Here is a 17,318-nt window from a genome sequence, read left to right as displayed (position 1 = left end):
GACGAAGCAATCCATCTGTCCGAGCAAGCGGAGCAATGGATTGCTTCGCTCCGCTCGCAATGACGAGTGGGGTTATCGCCACTGCATACCCGCCCTGTGCGGCCGTTTGCTTGACCCATTGAGCCCCGCGCCCTAAGCCGCCGCCATTGTAAAACCATCCGGCTTCCCGTGGCGCTTCCTCCGCTCGATTCTCCGCAATGGCAGACCTCGTTCCGCGCCTTCCTGTGGGGCGCGCGGTCGATCGGCGCCACCGTGCTAACGCTCGTGCTGTTTGCGACCTATCTCGGCATCGGCGCGCTGGCGCATGATTCCGGCTTCTCGCTGGGCTGGACGCTGGCAAGCACGGCGTTCGTCTGGGCGGGGCCCGCGCAGATCATCGTGATCACGACGCTCGGCTCCGGCGCCACCGTGCTGCAATCGGCGATCGCAGTCACCGTCAGCGCGATCAGGCTGTTTCCGATGGTGGTGTCGGTGCTGCCGATGATGCGCACCGAAGACACCAAGCGCCGGCATCTGATCCTGGTGGCGCACCTCACGGCGGTGACGCTGTGGGTCGAATGCTTCCGCTTCCTACCGCAAGTGCCGCGCAACCGACGGATTGCCTTCATCCACGGGCTCGGCCTGGGGCTGGTGTCGGTCTGCTTGATCGCCAATACCATCGGCTACACGCTCGCGGCCAACCTCACGCCGCTGCTCGCCGCCGGCATGCTGATGCTGACGCCGCTGGCCTTCCTGTTCTCCACCGCGCGCAACTGTCGCGAACTCGCCGACGTCATCGCGCTGGTGCTTGGGCTCTTGCTGTTCCCGCTGGCGGCGATGCTGAACAGCGGCGTCGACATCCTGGTCAGCGGCGTCGTCGCCGGAACCATCGCCTACGGCGTGCACCGGGCGAGGGCAGGCATCGTGAGGGCGCGCGCATGAGCACCTTCATCGGCGACTGGCACGCGCTCGCGATCCTGTTCGTCGCCGGCGTCATCCCCAACCAGATCTGGCGCATGCTCGGCCTGTGGTTCGGCGGCGGCATCGACGAGAACTCCGAGCTCCTGGTCTGGGTGAGGGCGGTCGCCACCGCGATCCTCGCTGGTATCATCGCGCAGATCGTGGTGCAGCCGCCGGGCGCGCTCGCCAGCGTGCCGGATTGGCTGCGTTACGGCGCCGTCGCCGCAGGCTTCGTGGCGTTCATGCTGGCGAGGAAATCGATCTTCGCCGGCGTGATCGTGGGCGAAATCGTCATGCTGTCAGGCAAATACTGGCTCGGCTGATTGCGGCAACCGCATTATCCGTTACTCTCGTTCTCCAAGAAAACAATAACGGGGGAACGCCATGCAGCGGCGTGCATCATCGGCTTTCATTTTTGTTTTGGCCGTCTTGCTGATAGCAGCGTTGCCGGCGCGTGCCGCGGACTATCCGTCACGTCCGATCAAGCTCGTGGTGCCCTACGCCGCTGGTGGACCGACCGACGTCCTCGGCCGAATCGTCGGCGAATATCTCGGGCGCGATCTCAAGCAGGTCGTCGTGGTCGAGAACAAGGCCGGCGCGCAGGGCGCGATCGGCGCCGAGGCCGTGGCGCGCTCCGACCCCGACGGTTACACGCTGTTCGTGACGGCGGCCTCGATCTTCGTGCTCAATCCGCTGCTCTACAAGAAGCTGCCCTACGATCCGGCCGGGGATTTCCGCCTGCTGTCTGTCATCACGGATGCGCCGATGATCATGGAGGTGAATCCGTCGGTGCCTGCCAAGACGATCGCCGAGTTCGTCGCCTACGCCAAGACAAATCCCGGCAAACTCAATTTCGGATCTGCCGGCACCGGTGGCACCGTGCACCTCGCCGGCGAGATGTTCAAGCAGATGGCCGGCGTCGAGATGACCCATGTGCCGTACAAGGGTGCGGGACCCGCGTTGCAGGATTTGCTGTCAGGCAACATCCAGCTGATGTTCGACACGCTCGGCACCGCACTGCCGCCGGTCAAATCAGGCATGCTACGGGCGCTCGGCGTCAGCTCGGCCGAGCGCATCCCCGATCTGCCCGACCTGCCGACGATCGCCGAGAGCGGCTACCCCGATTATGCGGTCAGCGTCTGGTATGGTATTGCAGCGCCGTCGAAGGTGCCTGACGACATCGCGGGCAAGATCAAGGCGAGTCTCGACCGGGCCTTGAACGACGAGGCGTTTCGCGCTTCGCTGGTCAGGATCGGTTTCCCGCCGCTGCGCGTAAAGAGCCAGGCCGAGATCGACAGATTTGTGGACACTGATCGCGCGCGGTGGGCGGGCGTGGTCAAGGCACTGAACATATCGTTGGACTGACACATGGTACGTGAAATGGAATTGCGCCAGGGTGAGGTCGCGGTCGACATGCCGACGGCGCGCGACGCCGGGCTCGTCTTCATCGGCCGCATCCGCACGCCCTGGACCTCGCGGCTGGCGACGCCGCGGCAGGGGCGGCATGACGGCCCGGTGTGCCGGCTCGAGATCTTCGAGCCCTGGGTCGCCGCGATCAAGGGCGTCGATTTCTACTCGAACCTCGAAGTGCTGTACTGGCTGCACCAGTCGCGCCGCGACATCGTGCTGCAAAGCCCGAAGAACAACGGCAACACCCGCGGCACCTTCTCGCTGCGCTCGCCGGTGCGCCCCAATCCGATCGGCACATCGATCGTCAAACTGGTGGGCGTCGAGGGCAATGTCATCCTGGTGCGCGGCCTCGACTGCCTCGACGAGACGCCGCTGATCGACGTCAAACCCGACCGCTGCGAGTTCACCCCGCTCGCCCCGCCACAGGCCGGGGATTTCGAGACGGAGTAGATCTCTCCACCGTCATTCCGGGGCGCGCGGAGCGCGAGCCCGGAATCCATCCGTCCGCGCGTTTCTTGGTGCAATGGATTCCGGGCTCGCGCCAAGAGGCGCGCCCCGGAATGACGAGGAGTGAAGCTCTCCGTCGTCGAGATCCCGGGTTCGTCGCTACGCGCCGCCCCGGGATGACGCCTTCGGCGTCACTTCAACGCCGCGATCAGCTTCGCCGCATTGGCCTCCAGCACCTTGCCGTCTTCCTTGTGGCTCGCGGGCGGCAACAGCGCGACGCCGTCCTTGCGCGGCATCACGTGCATGTGCAGATGGAACACGACCTGGCCACCGGCGGGCTCGTTGAATTGCTGCACGGTGATGCCGTCAGCCTCGAACGCCTTCATTCCGGCTGCGGCGATCTTGTGGGCGGCGCGCGCGACATGGGCGTAGTCGTCGGGCGTGATGTCGAGGATGTTGCGGGCAGGGGCCTTCGGAATCACAAGCGTATGCCCGGGCGAGCGCGGCATGATGTCGAGGAAGGCGAGCACGTGGTCGTTCTCGTAGACCTTGTAGGACGGAAATTCGCCGCGCAGGATTTTTGCGAAGGGGTTGTTGTTGTCATAGGCGGCGGGCATGGCGGCGGCTCCCTGGATTTTGTGGGTCTAATTTCTCGGTCGCGAGGCAAACGTCAAGCGTCGTCGTCGACGGTCTTGCGGAACGGACCGGCCTCGCTGAGTTCGCGGCCGACCTCGGCGACATAGTCGCGCTCGCGCTTGAGGTAATCGGCGATCGCCCGGCGCAATCCGGGATCGGCGATGAAATGCGCCGAATAGGTGGTCTGCGGCAGGTAGCCGCGCGCCAGCTTGTGCTCGCCCTGCGCGCCGGCCTCGACCACCTTGAGCCCGCGCTGAACCGCGAAATCGATCGCCTGGTAGTAACAGACCTCGAAATGCAGGAACGGATGGTGCTCGATCGCGCCCCAGTTGCGGCCGAACAGCGTATCCGAGCCGATGAAGTTGATGGCGCCGGCGATCCAGCGGCCGTTGCGCTTGGCCATCACAAGCAGCACGTCCCGGCTCATGCTCTCGCCGATCAGCGAGAAGAATTCGCGGGTGAGGTATGGCCGGCCCCATTTGCGCGAGCCGGTCTCCATGTAGAACTCGAAGAACGCGTCCCATGCGTCCTCGGTGATATCGGAGCCGGTCAGCCAGTGGATGGTAATCCCGGCGGTCACGGCCTCGCGGCGCTCGCGCTTGATGCCCTTGCGGTGACGCGAGTTCAGCGAGCCCAGAAAGTCGTCGAAGGTCTTGTAGCCTTGATTGTGCCAGTGGAACTGCTGGTCGGTTCGTTGCAGGAAACCGTGCGCGCCGAGCAATTTTGCCTCGTCCTCGCGGGCAAAGGTGACGTGCACGGAGGAGGCCTCGGTGGCGTTGCAGAGCGCCCGCAGGCCCCGCGCCAGCGCCGAGCCGATCGCCTCGCGGTCGACGCCGTCGCGGATCAGCAGCCGCGGCCCGGTCGCGGGCGTGAACGGGACTGAGACCTGGAGCTTCGGATAGTAGCTGCCGCCGGCGCGGTGATAGGCCTCGGCCCAGCCGCGGTCGAACACGTATTCACCCTGCGAGTGCGATTTCAGATAGCACGGCACGACGCCGACGATCTTGCCATCGAGCTTGGCAAATCAGATGCCGCGGTCCCCAGCCGGTCCGCGGGCAGGCCGAGTTCGAAGCTTCGGCCGCAGCGAAAAAGGCGTGGGAAACGAAAGGGTTATAGCTCGAATCTGCGGTCGTCTGGCAATCGCCTGCGGCAGCGGGCGAGGCCAGGGTGTCGAGGTTGTGGATGCTGTCCGCATCCGTCTTCGGATTGGCGCAGGCATCCCATTCCGCGGCCGGAATGCCGCCGATGTCAGCCACAGCCTCTAGGGTGATTTCAGACGACGCCATCGAGAGTGAAGACCGGTGCCTCTTTTGAGCATGATCTTTCCGGAACAGCTGGCTCCACTTCCGGATCATGCTCCGCATTCCGCCATCGCTGATGACGACCAACTCCCGACAAGATCGTGCGTCGCAGCGACGAGTTCAAGAGTCTCTGCGACATGTCAGGTTCCCGGCACAAACCCCTCGAAAATCATCTGGTCGGCGTAGCGGGCCGCGCGCTCGCGCTGGTCCGCGGTGCGCACGGTCCACGCCAGCAGCGGGCAGCCGAACACGTTGCGGGCGATCCAAGGCGCCGGCGCCGGCAGCTGGTTGACCCAGAAGGCAACGAAATGCGGCTCGGTCTTGAAGCCGTGGCGCAGATACAGCATGCGGTCCCGCTGCGCCGGCGTCAGCTTGGTCCAGGAACTGTCGTCATAGGTCCGCTGGGCGGTGATGCCGCGCGGCAGGTTCGGCATGGCCTCGCGCAGCGCCAGCACCTGGTCCGGATCGAACGACATGCCGACGACAGGGCCGGAATAGGACGCCAGCACCTCGGCCATCCGCCGAACCAGCTTGCGGTCGCTGTCGAAATGGCTCTTCACCTCGATCACCAGCGGGACGCGGCCGGCGACCAGCGTGCAGAGATCGCCGAGCGTCATCATCTGCTCGGAGGTGTTCTTGAATTTCACCGCCTTCAGCTCGGCTGCGGTCTTGGCCGAGAGCAGGCCCGAACCCTCGGTGAGGCGGCCGAGCGCATCGTCGTGATGCACCATCGCCTCGCCGTCGGCGGTGAGCTGGATATCGCACTCGATGGCGAAATTGCCTGCGACCGCGGCGGTAGCCGCGGCCGGCATGTTCTCGATGACGCCGCGTGCGGCATCGTGCAGGCCGCGATGGGCGACCGGCCGCTTGGTCAGCCAATCAGGGGCGCGCATCGCTCAGGCGACTTCGAACACGCCTTCGACCTCGACCGCGGCGTCCGCGGGCAGCGAGGCAACGCCGACGGTGGTGCGGGCATGGCGGCCCTTGTCGCCGAACGCCGCGACCATCAGATCGGAAGCGCCGTTCAGCACCTTCGGTCCGTCGAAGAAGTCCGGCGCCGAGTTGATGAAGCCGCCGAGCCGCACCACGCGCACGACCTTGTCGAGATCGCCGAGCGCCGCCTTGACCTGGGCCAGGAGGTTGATCGCGCAGCCCTGCGCGGCGGCGACGCCCTGCTCGAGCGTGACGCCGGCCCCTAACTTACCCTTGGCGATCAGCTTGCCTTCGGCGTTGAAGCAGACCTGGCCCGAGACGAACAACAGGTTGCCGCTGCGGACGAAGGGGACGTAATTCGCGACCGGGGAGGTCGGCTCGGGAAGTGTGATGCCCTGTGACGCAAGTTTCTGTTCGACGGTACCCGCCATTTTGTTCCCCAATTGGATTTGCACGAAGCCTGAAACGCGGTCAGGGCCAAGTTTGTTTCGTTTGTTTCGCGCATCGTGCCGCCGGTTGCAAGCGACGGTAAGGTGAGGGCGGCGCGGCGGTGACGTGCGGAATCGTACGGAAAACTGCCGGAAAGGACGGCAAATACGCTGCTTGCATTGCTATTTTGTCAGACTTGCCCCAGTTGCGGCGCAATACCACCGTCACTATTGTGGCGAATCCCTGCCTCCTCGAGGAAAACCTATGACCTTGCCGTTTCGGAATTCGTCGCGTGCCCTGGTGCTCACGATCGCCGTTGCCGCAGGATCCGGTCTGGTTCAAGGGTCTGCCGCTGCGGCCGGCGGGCCGTTTCTGGCGCATCAGGCGCTGTACGATCTGAGCCTCGTGAAGTCGCGCGGCTCCAATTCGGTCAGCGATGCGCGCGGGCGCATCCTCTACAATTTCTCCGGCAGCTCCTGCGAAGGCTACACCTCCGAATTCCGCCAGGTGTCCGAGCTCGACAGCGGTGAGGGCAAGGTGACGCTGTCCGATCTGCGCTCCTCGTCCTGGGAAGACGCGTCGGGCAAGAGCTACCGCTTCAAGATCGACACGCGGATGAACGACAGTGACTCGTCGCCGGTCGACGGGATTGCGGAGCGCGTGGGCGATCATATCACCGTGAAGCTGACCCAGCCGGTGAAGAAGACCTTCAATCTCGACGGCAAGATCGTGTTCCCGACCGAGCAGATCCAGCACATCATCGCCGCCGCCCGCGACGGCAAATCGGTGCTCGAACAGACCGTCTATGACGGCTCCGACAATGGCGAGAAAGTCTACAACACGCTGACCGTGATCGGCCGGCCGATCGCCGGCGACCGCGCGCCGTCATCGCCCGATCCGTCGACCGCGAGCGATGCGATGAAAACCATGACGCGCTGGCCGGTGACGGTGAGCTATTACGACAGCGACGCGCGGGCCAAGGATGGCGAGCAGACGCCAGTCTATGCGATGTCGTTCGAACTCTACGAGAACGGTGTCTCCCGCGCGCTGGTCCTGGACTACAACGATTTCGTGATCTCGGGCGCACTGGACAAGTTCGACGTCAGGGATTCCAAGCCCTGCAAGTGACGGCTGGCGCTCGCCACCCACTCACTCGGTGTCGTCCCGGCGAAGGCCGGGACCCATAGCCACCGAAGGTCGTTATTGCGCAACGCTGGGGCCACAGCTTCCTTCAACAACTCAACCCTGTGGTGATGGGTCCCGGCTTTCGCCGGGACGACGGCGGAGACCGCACTGGCCGGAACCATCAGACACGAGTACGCTTCCCAAAACACGCGTGTCAGGGAGGCACATCATGAGCAAATCAGACCATCTGCGCCCCAGCGGCCTGCATCACAATCCGGCTTACTCCCACGTCGTCGTCGCGACGGGTGCGCGCACGATCTACATTTCCGGACAGGTTTCCACCGACGAGGAGGGCCGGGTGGTCGGCGCCGGCGATCTCGCTGCGCAGACGACGCAGGTGATGCAGAACCTCGGCATGGCGTTGAAAGCCGCCGGGGCGAACTATTCCAACATCGTCAAGATCACGACCTTTGTGGTGGGATACAAACCGGAGCTTCGCCCGATCATCGGCAAGGCGCGCTCGGCGTTCTTCGAGGGCATGGAGCCGCCGGCCTCGACGCTCGTCGGCGTCACCGCGCTCGCGGCCCCGGAATGGCTGATCGAGATCGAGGCGGTGGCCGTCGCGGATTGATGCAGGTCGTCATGCGCGGGTTTGACCCGCGCATCCATCACTCTTCAAAGAATCTTTCTGGATGGATGGCCGGGTCAAGCCCGGCCATGACGATCGATTACTCCTCCGCGCTCTTCCCCGGCCCCTCATAGGCAATGCCCCGGATCACGGCGGCATTGCCGAACTTCTTGCGCAGATTGTCGATCGCGCGTTCGGCGTGGGCCGAGCGGCGGTCGAGCATGTCGGAATCGTTGGCCTGCGAGCCCGGGCGCAGCGCGCTGACGCCGGCGCCCATCAGGCGGAACGCGGTGCCGTCGATCTCCTTGGCCAGCATCTCGCGCGTCACCGCAAAGATCTTAGCGGCCAATTGGGTCGGCGTCTGGATCGATTGCGAACGCGTGCGCTGGCGGAAGTCGGCGGTCTTCAGCTTCAGCGTGATGGTGCAGCCCGACAGGTCGCTGCTCTTCAGCCGCGCCGAGGTCTTCTCCGACAGCTTCCAGAGCAGTTTTTCCAGGACTGCAAAATCGCGGATGTCGGTCTCGAAGGTGGTCTCGCTCGAGATCGTCTTGGCGCCGCGATCGGGCACCACGCTGCGGTCGTCGATGCCGCGCGCCAGCCGCCACAGCCTGCGGCCTTCGCTGGCGAACTGCTTCATCAGCTCGTTCTCGTCGGCGCGCTGCAGGTCCGCGATGACGCGGAAGCCGCGCTGCACCAGTTTCTCCTGCGTCGCAGGCCCGACGCCGTAGATGAAGCCGACCGGCTTGCTGGCCAGCATCTCGCGCGCCTCGTCCTGGTCGAGCGTAGCGAAGCCCCTGGGCTTGTCGAGGTCGGAGGCGATCTTGGCGAGGAACTTGTTGCAGGACAGCCCGACCGACACCGTGATGCCGATGTCGCGCTCGACGTCGCGGGCAAACTTGGCGAGCACCTTGGCCGGGATCATGCCGTGGACGCGCTGCGTGCCGGAGAGATCGAGGAAGGCCTCGTCGATCGACAGCGGCTCGACCAGCGGCGTCAGTGCCTGCATCGCCTGGCGCACCTCGCGCCCGACCCGGACATACTTTGCCATGTCGGGCGGGATCACGGTCGCGTCGGGGCAGAGTTCCAGCGCCTTGAACATCGGCATCGCCGAGCGGACACCGAAGGTGCGGGCGATGTAGCAGGCAGCCGACACCACGCCGCGCTTGCCGCCGCCGATGATGACGGGGCGATCGGCGATCTCAGGATTGTCGCGCTTCTCGACGGTGGCATAGAACGCGTCGCAGTCGATATGCGCCAGCGCCAGCGCGGGTAGGGTGCGGTGGCGCACCAGCCGCGGTGAACCGCAATGGCTGCATCGCTTCACCTTGATGTCGAGATCGCCGAGGCAGTCTCGGCAGAAACTGAGGGGGCCGTCGGAAGCTGGCGCCGCCGTCGTCACGGCACGTCGCGCTCCCATTTCGGGTCGCCCAGGACCTGGTGGGCGGCAGCGATATTGGTCGGGTGCAGTTCGGAGGCGGCGGCGAACGCCTTCACGGTGGCATCGTCGCGCATCACGAAATCGAGCACGCTCGCAAGAAATTGAGGATTGGAGGCCGCGTTCCGCAGCGTCTCCGGACCGATTCCGGTTTCGGCCAGGAACAAGCCCAGCCGCTCGGGATCGCCGGCAATGAAGCCCAGCGCCTGAATCGCAACGATTTCAGCGACTTCCCGGGGGTTGTGAACAGGCTTTTTCAACGCGCCGGTTTGCCTTTCCGTTAACTTATGGTCTCTAATGAGAGGCCCATCATGCCCGAGTCTTCCGCATGTGTTCAAGCAACGGAAACCACGCTGCGGAAGTTGGATATCGGGTTAACGGGTTAGAGCGATTCTGGCGCTAGTTTGAATTCACATTTTCGACGCGCTCCGCGCGCGGTGCGTGAGGTGCCGCAGCCGGGCCTGTTTCCTAAGTCTGGGAGGGACGGGATGGCCAAAACCGTCCTGATCGTGGAGGACAACGAGCTCAATATGAAGCTCTTTCGCGATCTGTTGGAAGCGCATGGCTATCAGACTTCGGGCACCAGCAATGGCTTCGAAGCGCTTGATCTCGTCCGCAAGCTGCGCCCCGATCTCATCCTGATGGATATTCAACTGCCCCAGGTTTCCGGCCTGGAGGTCACGCGCTGGATCAAGGACGATCCCGATCTGCGCACGATTCCGGTGGTCGCGGTCACCGCCTTCGCCATGAAGGGCGACGAAGAACGCATCCGCGAGGGCGGCTGCGAAGCCTATTTGTCCAAGCCGATCTCGGTCGGCAAATTTATTGAGACTGTCCGACGCTTTATCGGATAGGGGAGTTGTGGTGCCATGTCCGCGCGTATCCTCGTCGTCGATGACGTTCCGGCGAACGTCAAGCTGTTGGAAGCCCGGCTGTCAGCCGAATATTTCGATGTGCTGACCGCTTCCAACGGGACCGAGGCGCTGGACATCTGCGCGCGCGCCGAATGCGACATCATCCTGCTCGACGTCATGATGCCTGATATGGACGGCTTCGAGGTCTGCCGCCGCTTGAAGTCGAATCCGGCGACCCACTTCATCCCCGTCGTCATCGTCACCGCGCTCGACAGTCCTGCCGATCGCGTCCGCGGCCTTGAAGCCGGCGCCGATGATTTTCTGACCAAGCCGGTGTCCGACGTCGTGCTGATCGCGCGCGTGCGCTCGCTGACGCGGCTGAAGATGATGACCGATGAGCTGCGCATGCGCGCCATCACCTCGCTCGAGATCGGCATGCAGGCGCCCGAGCGCAGCGCGATCGCCGACCGCGGCACGGGCGGCCGCATCCTGCTGGTCGACGACCGGCCGTCGTCCTACGAGAAGCTCGCGCCGATCCTGTCCGCCGAGCACACCGTCGACGTCGAGACCAATCCGGCGGAAGCCTTGTTCCACGCCGCCGAGGGCAATTACGACCTCCTGATCGTCTCGCTCAGCCTCGACAATTTCGACGGCCTGCGGCTGTGCAGCCAGGCTCGCTCGCTCGAGCGCACGCGCCAGGTGCCGATCCTCGCCGTCTCGGACGCCGACAATAACGCGCGGCTGATGCGCGGGCTCGAGATCGGCGTCAACGACTATCTGCTGCGCCCGGTCGACAAAAACGAGCTGCTGGCGCGGGCGCGCACCCAGATCCGCCGCCGCCGCTACACCGATCATCTGCGCGACAACGTGCAGAACTCGATCGAGATGGCGATCACGGATGCGCTGACCGGCCTCAATAACCGGCGCTACATGGAGAGTCATCTTGCGACTCTGGCGGAGCAGGCCTCGATCCGCGGCAAGCCGCTGGCGCTGATGATCCTCGACATCGATTACTTCAAGGCGATCAACGACACCTACGGCCACGACGCCGGCGACGACGTGCTGCGCGAATTCGCCGTCCGCATCCGCAAGTCGATCCGCGGCATCGATCTCGCCTGCCGCTATGGCGGCGAGGAGTTCGTGATCGTGATGCCGGAGACCGACCTGCATGTCGCCGGCATGGTCGCCGAGCGGCTGCGCCGCTCGATCGCGGGCGAGCCGTTTGCCGTCGAGAAGGGCGGCAAGCGGATCACGGTCACGATCTCGATCGGGCTGACCACGCTGGAGCGCAAGGGCGAGCAGGTCACCGACGTGCTCAAGCGCGCCGACACTGCGCTCTATCGCGCCAAGCACGACGGCCGCAACCGCGTGGTTTCAGCGGCGGCGTAATTAGAACTTTCCCGGATTTCGCTTCGCTCCATCCGCGCTATGATGCCGATATCTGCGCGCCGATCGCCGTGGCCGCCTGCTGCAGACGCGGCAGATAGCGGTCGGCGAATACGGCCTCACTCATCGCCGTCGATCGCCACACGATATTGACGCAGCCAAGCAGGCGCCCAGTACTGAGGATTGGCACCGCAATGCCGATGTCGCCCTGTCCTGCCGGCGCGGAGACACCGGTTGCGGCCCGGCAGCCATAGCCCTTTTGTCGCGTGTGTTCGAGGACGGCCTCGATGTTCCGCCGGAGTCCGGCGCCAGCGCGTGTGCTCCGGTCCGCTACGTGACAGGCGTCGGCGATCGCCTGCCGCCTTTCTGCGTCGCCGCAATACGCAAGCCAGGCACGGCCGAGGCCGGACCCCAGCAACGAGACGCGCAGCCCGATGGGCACCCGGGCGATCGGCAGCGGGGTGAGGGCGCGATTGCTCTCGATGATCTCCATTGTGCCATCGCGATAGACGCCCACGTCCGACGGCCATATGACGTCGCGGCACAGGTCGTGCAGCACCGCCGTACTGCAATCGAGCAACTGCTCCTTTGCCTCGGAAGCTGCCGACAAGCGTCCCCGCGACGTGCGTCGCCAACAGCCATCGGCCAGCCGCTGGCTGACATAGCCGTGGCGTTCGAGCGTCGACAGCAGGCGCAGCAAGGTCGGCTTCGGGAGCCTCGTGATCCGATGCAAGTCGCGCAGTGCCATCGCGTCACGCGTCTCGAGTGCGTCCAGAACACCGAGGCCGCGTGACAAGGCCCTGACCGCATCTTGCTCCATCTCTCAGCTCTTCCGTCGCCGGTGGGGATGTCTCTACATCCTCACGTTCCACTCTCCGGAACGCCGGTTCAAGAGCAATTGATGGGCGCCACGGGGCCTCCTACGTTCGCTGCCATGCAATGTGGGAGGTTTCGATGCCCAAAATGACCCGCCGGAAATTGATCAACTCGGCAGCCGCAACGTCCGTCACGCTGGCTCTCGGGCAGCAGGGGGCATTCGCACGGACGCCGCCGAAGCAGCCGAACATCATCTTCATCCTCGCCGACGATCTCGGATATGCGGATCTATCGTGCTACGGCCCGTCCGAGATGCACACGCCGAATATCGACCGGATCGCCGCGGGCGGTCTGCGTTTCCTTCAGGCCTATGCCAATTCGGCCGTCTGTTCGGCGACGCGCACCGCGCTGATCACCGGCCGCTATCAATATCGGCTTCGCCTCGGGTTGGAAGAGCCGCTCGCCGGCGCCGGCAAAACCGTCGGTCTGCCGCCGGAGATGCCGACCATCCCCTCGCTGCTGAAGAAGCTCGGCTACGGCACCACGCTGGTCGGCAAATGGCATATGGGAGAGCTGCCGAAATTCGGCCCGTTGCAGAGCGGTTATGATCACTTCTGCGGCTTTCGCGGCGGCGCGCTGGACTATTACGCGCACCAGGGGCCGGATCATCACGACGACCTGTGGGACGACGACATGCCGATCCACAAGGTCGGCTATTCGACGGAGCTGTTCGGCGATCGCGCGATCAGCGTCATCGAGGGGTATGCCAAGGCCAGGCAGCCGTTCTTCCTCAGTCTGCATTTCAACGCGCCGCACTGGCCGTGGGAGGCGCCGGGCGATGAGGCGGAGTCGCAGCGTCTCGCGGCGAAGTCCCTGTTCGACTTCGACGGCGGCTCGCTCGCGACCTATCGACGGATGGTTCAGGCGATGGATGCCCAGATCGGCCGCATTCTGCGCACCCTCGAGACGAAGGGCATCGTCGACGACACCATCGTGGTCTTCACCAGCGACAACGGCGGTGAACGCTTCTCGAACACTTGGCCTTTCACAGGCCGCAAGACCGAGCTGCTGGAAGGGGGGCTGCGCATCCCGGCCGTGATCCGCTGGCCCGGCAGGATATCCGCAGGCCGGACGCATGAGCAGGTCATGGCCAGCATGGACTGGCTGCCAACGCTGCTGGCCGCCGCGGGCGCGGCGCCGGATCCAGCGTATCCGTCGGACGGCATGAACCTGCTGCCCGTACTCACCGCCAATCCGGCGCCGGTACCGCGCAAGCTGTTCTGGCGCTACAAGGCGAATGCGCAGCGTGCGGCGCGTGACGGCGATTGGAAGATCCTCAAGATGCTCGACAAGACCTTCCTGTTCAATGTCGTGGCCGATCCGCTGGAGCGCGCCAATCTCAGGGATCGGCACCGTGACATCTACGACCGCATGGTCGCGGAATGGACCGAGTGGAACAAGGACATGCTGCCGGAAGTGCGCGAGAGTTTTTACGGACAGTTTCGACAGCGGCCAGCTCGCCGATCATTTCGGCGCGCAGAAGGCCAGCGGTGAGCCTGATCTCGAAAAGACGTTTCCGCAGCAGGGCCAACGGTGAGGGCTGGGTCGCCCGTTCTCGCGAGGGTGACCCAGCACTGGAGGAGCTGTCCTACCGTCCGCGCTTTACCGCGTCATAGGCCAGCCGCTTGAACTCGAACGAGAACGGATGGACGAACGCCATCTGGCGCTGCGCCATCATGACGCCGGCCATCCCGGTCTTCGGCGAAATCCACCACTGCGTGCCCGCGACGCCGCCCCAGTAGAATTCGCCGGCCGCTTCGGGATGATCGATCGGCGAGGGGGTGAGGATCAGGCCACCGGCAAGTCCGTGCGCCTTGCCGGGTTGCTCGCCCATCATCGCGAAGCGTATCCACTGTCCTTCGGGCAGCTGGTTGGACATCATCATTGCGATCGTGTCCGGCTTCAGCAGCGTCGGTCCGCCGGGCAGCAGGCTGCGGATCAACGCGACCATGTCGGGCATCGTCGACACCAGGCCGCCGCCGCCATTGAGCCTGGCGACCGGGCGCAGATAGGCGCCGGGGAACGGCGCATTGTCGGTGCGGGTGAGGCCCGGCTTCATCGGCTCCATCAGATCGGCGCCGGCGTAATACGCGACAAGGCGCCCCTGATCCTGTTGCGGAACGACGAAGCCGGTATCGACCATGCCGAGCGGATCGAGGATGCGCGCCTTGATGAACTTGTCGAAGGTCTGGCCGCTGACCACTTCCACCAGGCGTGCCACCACGTCGATCGCGAGCGAGTATTCCCACGACGTGCCGGGCTGATAGATCAGCGGCAAATCGGCCAGCACGTCGACCATTTCAGCCAGGGTCGTATTGGGATTGTGCACGCCGCGCTCGTTGAGCGCCTTGAAGATGACGGTGCCGGGATCGAAGAAACCGTAGCTCAAGCCGGCGCTGTGGCTGAGCAATTGGCGGATGGTGATCGAACTCTTCGCGGGCTCGGTCTGATCGATCGACGTCGCGCCTTTCAGCAGGACCTTGCGGTTGCGGAGCTGCGGGATGAATTTCTCGATCGGATCGTCGAGCTGGAAGCGGCCATCCTCGAACAGCAATAGCGCCGCGCAGGAAGTGATCAGCTTGGTGTTGGAGAAGACCCGGAAGATGTGGTCGGTGCGCAGCGGGGTCCGCGCTTCCTTGTCGGCCCATCCGACGCAGCCCGTGTCGGCGATGTCGCGCCCGACCAGAACCGACCAGGAGATTCCGGACAGCAGATTGTTGTCGATATAGCGCTGCATGGCGGCGCGCGCCGGCGCGAAATCGTAGCCGGTGGCCGTCACCTTCAGATCTTCCATGGTTGTTCCCCAGTTGTGCCGCAGGTTGTCGCGCGGTCGTCAATCTCGCCGGACGGAATATCCAATCGGGTATGCCGTCGCATGCCGTTACGCTACCAACCAAACCGGACTTGTGTACGCAACCCGATTTATCCAGTGCGCTTGTTGTCCGCAGGCGCCGGGCCGCCGACCTTGACCCCCGCATTCTTCAGCAGCACGCGGGCGGCTTCCTTGGCCGCGCGCGCCATGGCCGGATCGTCGCGCACCAGGTCCTGCGCGATCGAGCCGTCGACCAGCAGCGTCAACTGGGTCGCAAGTGCCTCGGCCTCCGCGACGCCGAGCTGCCGCAGCAGATCGCGAAACCAGACCCGGCGGCTTTCCTTGAAGGCGACGGCGATATTGCGCACGGTGCGGTCCTCGTCGTCCGGTCCGAGCTCGGCGACCGCGTTCACAAAAGGACAACCGCGAAAATCCTTCGCCGAGAACCGCCGCTCCAGCGAATCGAAGGTTGCGAGAATCTGCTCGGCCGGCGGCTTGTCGGAGGGGCGGGGCTGCACGAAGCGGCGCTGCAGATAGGCCTCGATCAGCGCGTCCTTGGACGGGAAATGATTGTAGAGGGTGCGTTTGCTGATGCCGATCTCGGCCGCGATGGTGTCGACCCCGATGGCGCGAATGCCCTGCAGGTAGAACAGTTTGTCGGCGGTCTCGAGGATCCGCTCTTTCATGGTCTGTTTGGGAGGCGGGGAAGCCATGCGCCGGCGGTGATCCTCTTCGCTTGACAGTTGGCCCCCTGTATAGCCTAAGTACACAGGTCTGTGTAACCAAAACATGCGTGAATCGCAGGCCGTGGCACTCGTGCCGCGCCGTCATGGGAGAATAAGAACAATGCCCCTGTTGCAGGTCCTGCGTCCCACGCTTCCCATTCTGATCGGCGCCTCCATCATGCTCACGCTGAGCATGGGGCTGCGGCAGAGCCTCGGCATCTTCATGCAGCCGCTGACGCACGACATCGGGATCTCGGTGTCGCATTTCACGCTGGCGCTGGCGGTGCAGAACCTCGCCTGGGGCTTCCTGCAGCCGTTCGCGGGCGCAATGACGGTGCGCTACGGCTTCCGACCGATCATGGTTGTCGGTGCGCTGGCCTATATCGCGGGCCTCGTGCTGATGACGACGGCGCATGGTCTCGTCGCCATCATGATCGGCGCCGGTGTGCTGATCGGCCTTTCGCTCGCCTGCACCGCGAATGCGATCGCCATGTCGGTCGCGGCGCGCGCGGTGTCGGAGACGGTGCGCTCGACCGTGCTCGGCATGGTCTCCGCCGCGGGCTCGCTCGGTGCACTGCTGTCGGCGCCGATCGGCCAGATGCTCAACGAAGGGTTCGGCTGGCGCGTCGGGCTTGCCGGATTCGTCATCCTGTCGATCGGGATGATTCCGGCCGCGTTGTACGCCGGTCGCGTCGACAAGATCCCGCTGCCGAAGCCGGCGGCCGATGATATCGGCAACGCCACGGCGGCGACCGCGGCGAAGACCGCATTCGGCAACGCATCCTTCGTGGTGATGACCTGCGCGTACATGGTCTGCGGCATGCAGCTCGTCTTCCTCACCACGCATCTGCCGTCGTATCTGGCGATCTGCGGGCTCGATCCGATGCTGAGCGCGCAGACGCTCGGCATGATCGGCGGCTTCAACGTGCTGGGCTCGCTGTTCTTCGGCTGGGCCGGCCAGCGCTGGAACAAGCTCGCGCTGCTTGGTGGCATCTACATCCTGCGCTCGCTGGCGCTCGCCTGGTACTTCATGCTGCCGGCAACGCCGGGCTCGACCTTGCTGTTCGGCGCCATCATGGGCTTCCTCTGGATGGGCGTCGGTCCGCTGGTCGCGGGCGCGGTGGCCGAGATGTTCGGTCTGCGCTGGCAGGCGATGATCCAGGGCCTTGCCTTCATGAGCCACCAGGTCGGCAGCTTCCTCGGCGCCTATGGCGGAGGGGTGATCTACGACTCGCTCGGCTCCTACACCATGGCCTGGCGGATCGGTGTCGCGCTCGGTCTTGCCGGTGGCATCATCCAGGTCGCGTTCGCGCTGATCCGGCCAGCGCAGCCGCCATTGCTCAAGACCGCCTAGCTTCCGATTCCGGCCACCGGCGACTGCC

Annotated in this window: 18 protein-coding genes and 1 pseudogene; 10 read left to right on the top strand and 9 right to left on the bottom strand. The window is 64.7% G+C overall.

Annotated features, from left to right (window positions below; translation table 11 throughout):
- Positions 1-168 precede the first annotated feature (168 nt).
- The 4 genes from ACVIGA_RS02400 to tsaA all read left to right on the top strand — a co-directional run bounded on the left by ACVIGA_RS02400 (position 169) and on the right by tsaA (position 2,799).
- On the top strand, positions 169-921 hold the full coding sequence (locus tag ACVIGA_RS02400) for an AzlC family ABC transporter permease (protein ID WP_223967503.1): 753 nt from the start codon (positions 169-171) through the stop codon (positions 919-921).
- Positions 918-1,262: an AzlD domain-containing protein gene (locus ACVIGA_RS02395; protein ID WP_212318624.1), complete on the top strand. Its 345-nt coding sequence runs from the start codon at positions 918-920 to the stop codon at positions 1,260-1,262. Before ACVIGA_RS02400 ends, ACVIGA_RS02395 begins: the two co-directional genes overlap by 4 nt.
- A gap of 121 nt (positions 1,263-1,383) precedes the next feature.
- Positions 1,384-2,304 carry a Bug family tripartite tricarboxylate transporter substrate binding protein gene (locus ACVIGA_RS02390; protein ID WP_456665147.1) on the top strand — a complete coding sequence of 307 codons (921 nt, stop codon included), beginning with the start codon at positions 1,384-1,386 and terminating at the stop codon, positions 2,302-2,304.
- A gap of 3 nt (positions 2,305-2,307) precedes the next feature.
- On the top strand, positions 2,308-2,799 hold the full coding sequence (gene tsaA, locus ACVIGA_RS02385; RefSeq protein ID WP_074128941.1) for a tRNA (N6-threonylcarbamoyladenosine(37)-N6)-methyltransferase TrmO: 492 nt from the start codon (positions 2,308-2,310) through the stop codon (positions 2,797-2,799).
- Positions 2,800-2,987: 188 nt separating this feature from the next.
- Here tsaA and ACVIGA_RS02380 read toward each other — a convergent pair whose 3' ends face one another.
- From ACVIGA_RS02380 to ACVIGA_RS02365, 4 genes and pseudogenes are all read right to left on the bottom strand, one after another.
- On the bottom strand, positions 2,988-3,413 hold the full coding sequence (locus ACVIGA_RS02380) for an HIT family protein (protein ID WP_375775111.1): 426 nt from the start codon (positions 3,411-3,413) through the stop codon (positions 2,988-2,990).
- Between the two features lie 53 nt (positions 3,414-3,466).
- A pseudogene (locus tag ACVIGA_RS02375) lies at positions 3,467-4,718 on the bottom strand (GNAT family N-acetyltransferase).
- 155 nt (positions 4,719-4,873) lie between these two features.
- Positions 4,874-5,626, bottom strand: a complete 753-nt coding sequence (locus tag ACVIGA_RS02370; protein WP_456665146.1) for a glycerophosphodiester phosphodiesterase — start codon at positions 5,624-5,626, stop codon at positions 4,874-4,876.
- A 3-nt stretch (positions 5,627-5,629) separates the two neighbouring features.
- Positions 5,630-6,097 carry a RidA family protein gene (locus ACVIGA_RS02365; protein WP_021078295.1) on the bottom strand — a complete coding sequence of 156 codons (468 nt, stop codon included), beginning with the start codon at positions 6,095-6,097 and terminating at the stop codon, positions 5,630-5,632.
- A gap of 262 nt (positions 6,098-6,359) precedes the next feature.
- Here ACVIGA_RS02365 and ACVIGA_RS02360 point away from each other — a divergent pair, with 262 nt between their 5' ends.
- Together ACVIGA_RS02360 and ACVIGA_RS02355 are read left to right on the top strand one after the other, a co-directional pair.
- The gene (locus tag ACVIGA_RS02360; RefSeq protein WP_375775109.1) at positions 6,360-7,223 is read left to right on the top strand and encodes a cell envelope integrity EipB family protein; all 864 of its coding nucleotides are present in this window, start codon (positions 6,360-6,362) and stop codon (positions 7,221-7,223) included.
- A gap of 226 nt (positions 7,224-7,449) precedes the next feature.
- On the top strand, positions 7,450-7,851 hold the full coding sequence (locus ACVIGA_RS02355) for a RidA family protein (protein ID WP_375775108.1): 402 nt from the start codon (positions 7,450-7,452) through the stop codon (positions 7,849-7,851).
- Positions 7,852-7,948: 97 nt separating this feature from the next.
- Here the strand turns inward: ACVIGA_RS02355 and ACVIGA_RS02350 are convergent, their stop codons facing one another.
- Both ACVIGA_RS02350 and ACVIGA_RS02345 read right to left on the bottom strand, forming a co-directional pair.
- The gene (locus ACVIGA_RS02350) at positions 7,949-9,265 is read right to left on the bottom strand and encodes a DNA polymerase IV (protein WP_456665145.1); all 1,317 of its coding nucleotides are present in this window, start codon (positions 9,263-9,265) and stop codon (positions 7,949-7,951) included.
- Complete coding sequence (locus ACVIGA_RS02345) at positions 9,244-9,543, bottom strand: DUF3572 domain-containing protein (RefSeq protein WP_050425563.1); 300 nt, start codon at positions 9,541-9,543, stop codon at positions 9,244-9,246. The genes ACVIGA_RS02350 and ACVIGA_RS02345 overlap by 22 nt, the downstream gene beginning before the upstream one ends.
- A 228-nt stretch (positions 9,544-9,771) precedes the next feature.
- Between ACVIGA_RS02345 and ACVIGA_RS02340 the strand changes: the two genes are divergently transcribed.
- Together ACVIGA_RS02340 and ACVIGA_RS02335 are read left to right on the top strand one after the other, a co-directional pair.
- Positions 9,772-10,137: a response regulator gene (locus tag ACVIGA_RS02340; protein ID WP_016845968.1), complete on the top strand. Its 366-nt coding sequence runs from the start codon at positions 9,772-9,774 to the stop codon at positions 10,135-10,137.
- Between the two features lie 15 nt (positions 10,138-10,152).
- Positions 10,153-11,526 (top strand): PleD family two-component system response regulator, encoded by a 1,374-nt coding sequence (locus ACVIGA_RS02335; RefSeq protein ID WP_212318641.1) that lies wholly within the window; start codon positions 10,153-10,155, stop codon positions 11,524-11,526.
- Positions 11,527-11,563: 37 nt separating this feature from the next.
- Here the strand turns inward: ACVIGA_RS02335 and ACVIGA_RS02330 are convergent, their stop codons facing one another.
- A complete protein-coding gene (locus ACVIGA_RS02330) occupies positions 11,564-12,343 on the bottom strand; it encodes a helix-turn-helix domain-containing protein (protein WP_456665144.1) in 780 nt (259 codons plus the stop codon).
- A gap of 134 nt (positions 12,344-12,477) precedes the next feature.
- Between ACVIGA_RS02330 and ACVIGA_RS02325 the strand changes: the two genes are divergently transcribed.
- Entirely contained in the window at positions 12,478-13,893 is a 1,416-nt protein-coding gene (locus ACVIGA_RS02325; RefSeq protein WP_456665143.1) for a sulfatase family protein, read from the top strand.
- A 94-nt stretch (positions 13,894-13,987) separates the two neighbouring features.
- On the opposite strand, the gene ACVIGA_RS02320 is transcribed toward ACVIGA_RS02325, so the two are convergent.
- Entirely contained in the window at positions 13,988-15,193 is a 1,206-nt protein-coding gene (locus ACVIGA_RS02320; RefSeq protein WP_456665142.1) for a serine hydrolase domain-containing protein, read from the bottom strand.
- A gap of 128 nt (positions 15,194-15,321) precedes the next feature.
- Positions 15,322-15,924, bottom strand: coding sequence for a TetR/AcrR family transcriptional regulator (locus ACVIGA_RS02315; protein ID WP_456665141.1), 603 nt, complete (start codon positions 15,922-15,924; stop codon positions 15,322-15,324).
- A 133-nt stretch (positions 15,925-16,057) separates the two neighbouring features.
- Here ACVIGA_RS02315 and ACVIGA_RS02310 point away from each other — a divergent pair, with 133 nt between their 5' ends.
- Positions 16,058-17,290: an MFS transporter gene (locus ACVIGA_RS02310; RefSeq protein WP_223967514.1), complete on the top strand. Its 1,233-nt coding sequence runs from the start codon at positions 16,058-16,060 to the stop codon at positions 17,288-17,290.
- Positions 17,291-17,318: the final 28 nt, after the last annotated feature.

It is taken from the genome of Bradyrhizobium sp. USDA 3240 (genome assembly GCF_054063295.1).
Note: the sequence above shows the minus strand (reverse complement) of the source record. Positions and strands in the feature narration are given on the sequence as shown.

Bases quoted from the DNA above. Each gene is read 5' to 3' on its own strand.
- ACVIGA_RS02395 (WP_212318624.1), top strand. From the start codon at position 918: ATGAGCACCTTCATCGGCGACTGGCACGCGCTCGCGATCCTGTTCGTC.
- tsaA (WP_074128941.1), top strand. From the start codon at position 2,308: ATGGTACGTGAAATGGAATTGCGCCAGGGTGAGGTCGCGGTCGACATG.
- ACVIGA_RS02380 (WP_375775111.1), bottom strand. From the start codon at position 3,413: ATGCCCGCCGCCTATGACAACAACAACCCCTTCGCAAAAATCCTGCGC.
- ACVIGA_RS02370 (WP_456665146.1), bottom strand. From the start codon at position 5,626: ATGCGCGCCCCTGATTGGCTGACCAAGCGGCCGGTCGCCCATCGCGGC.
- ACVIGA_RS02365 (WP_021078295.1), bottom strand. From the start codon at position 6,097: ATGGCGGGTACCGTCGAACAGAAACTTGCGTCACAGGGCATCACACTT.
- ACVIGA_RS02360 (WP_375775109.1), top strand. From the start codon at position 6,360: ATGACCTTGCCGTTTCGGAATTCGTCGCGTGCCCTGGTGCTCACGATC.
- ACVIGA_RS02355 (WP_375775108.1), top strand. From the start codon at position 7,450: ATGAGCAAATCAGACCATCTGCGCCCCAGCGGCCTGCATCACAATCCG.
- ACVIGA_RS02350 (WP_456665145.1), bottom strand. From the start codon at position 9,265: ATGGGAGCGCGACGTGCCGTGACGACGGCGGCGCCAGCTTCCGACGGC.
- ACVIGA_RS02340 (WP_016845968.1), top strand. From the start codon at position 9,772: ATGGCCAAAACCGTCCTGATCGTGGAGGACAACGAGCTCAATATGAAG.
- ACVIGA_RS02335 (WP_212318641.1), top strand. From the start codon at position 10,153: ATGTCCGCGCGTATCCTCGTCGTCGATGACGTTCCGGCGAACGTCAAG.
- ACVIGA_RS02330 (WP_456665144.1), bottom strand. From the start codon at position 12,343: ATGGAGCAAGATGCGGTCAGGGCCTTGTCACGCGGCCTCGGTGTTCTG.
- ACVIGA_RS02325 (WP_456665143.1), top strand. From the start codon at position 12,478: ATGCCCAAAATGACCCGCCGGAAATTGATCAACTCGGCAGCCGCAACG.
- ACVIGA_RS02320 (WP_456665142.1), bottom strand. From the start codon at position 15,193: ATGGAAGATCTGAAGGTGACGGCCACCGGCTACGATTTCGCGCCGGCG.
- ACVIGA_RS02315 (WP_456665141.1), bottom strand. From the start codon at position 15,924: ATGGCTTCCCCGCCTCCCAAACAGACCATGAAAGAGCGGATCCTCGAG.
- ACVIGA_RS02310 (WP_223967514.1), top strand. From the start codon at position 16,058: ATGCCCCTGTTGCAGGTCCTGCGTCCCACGCTTCCCATTCTGATCGGC.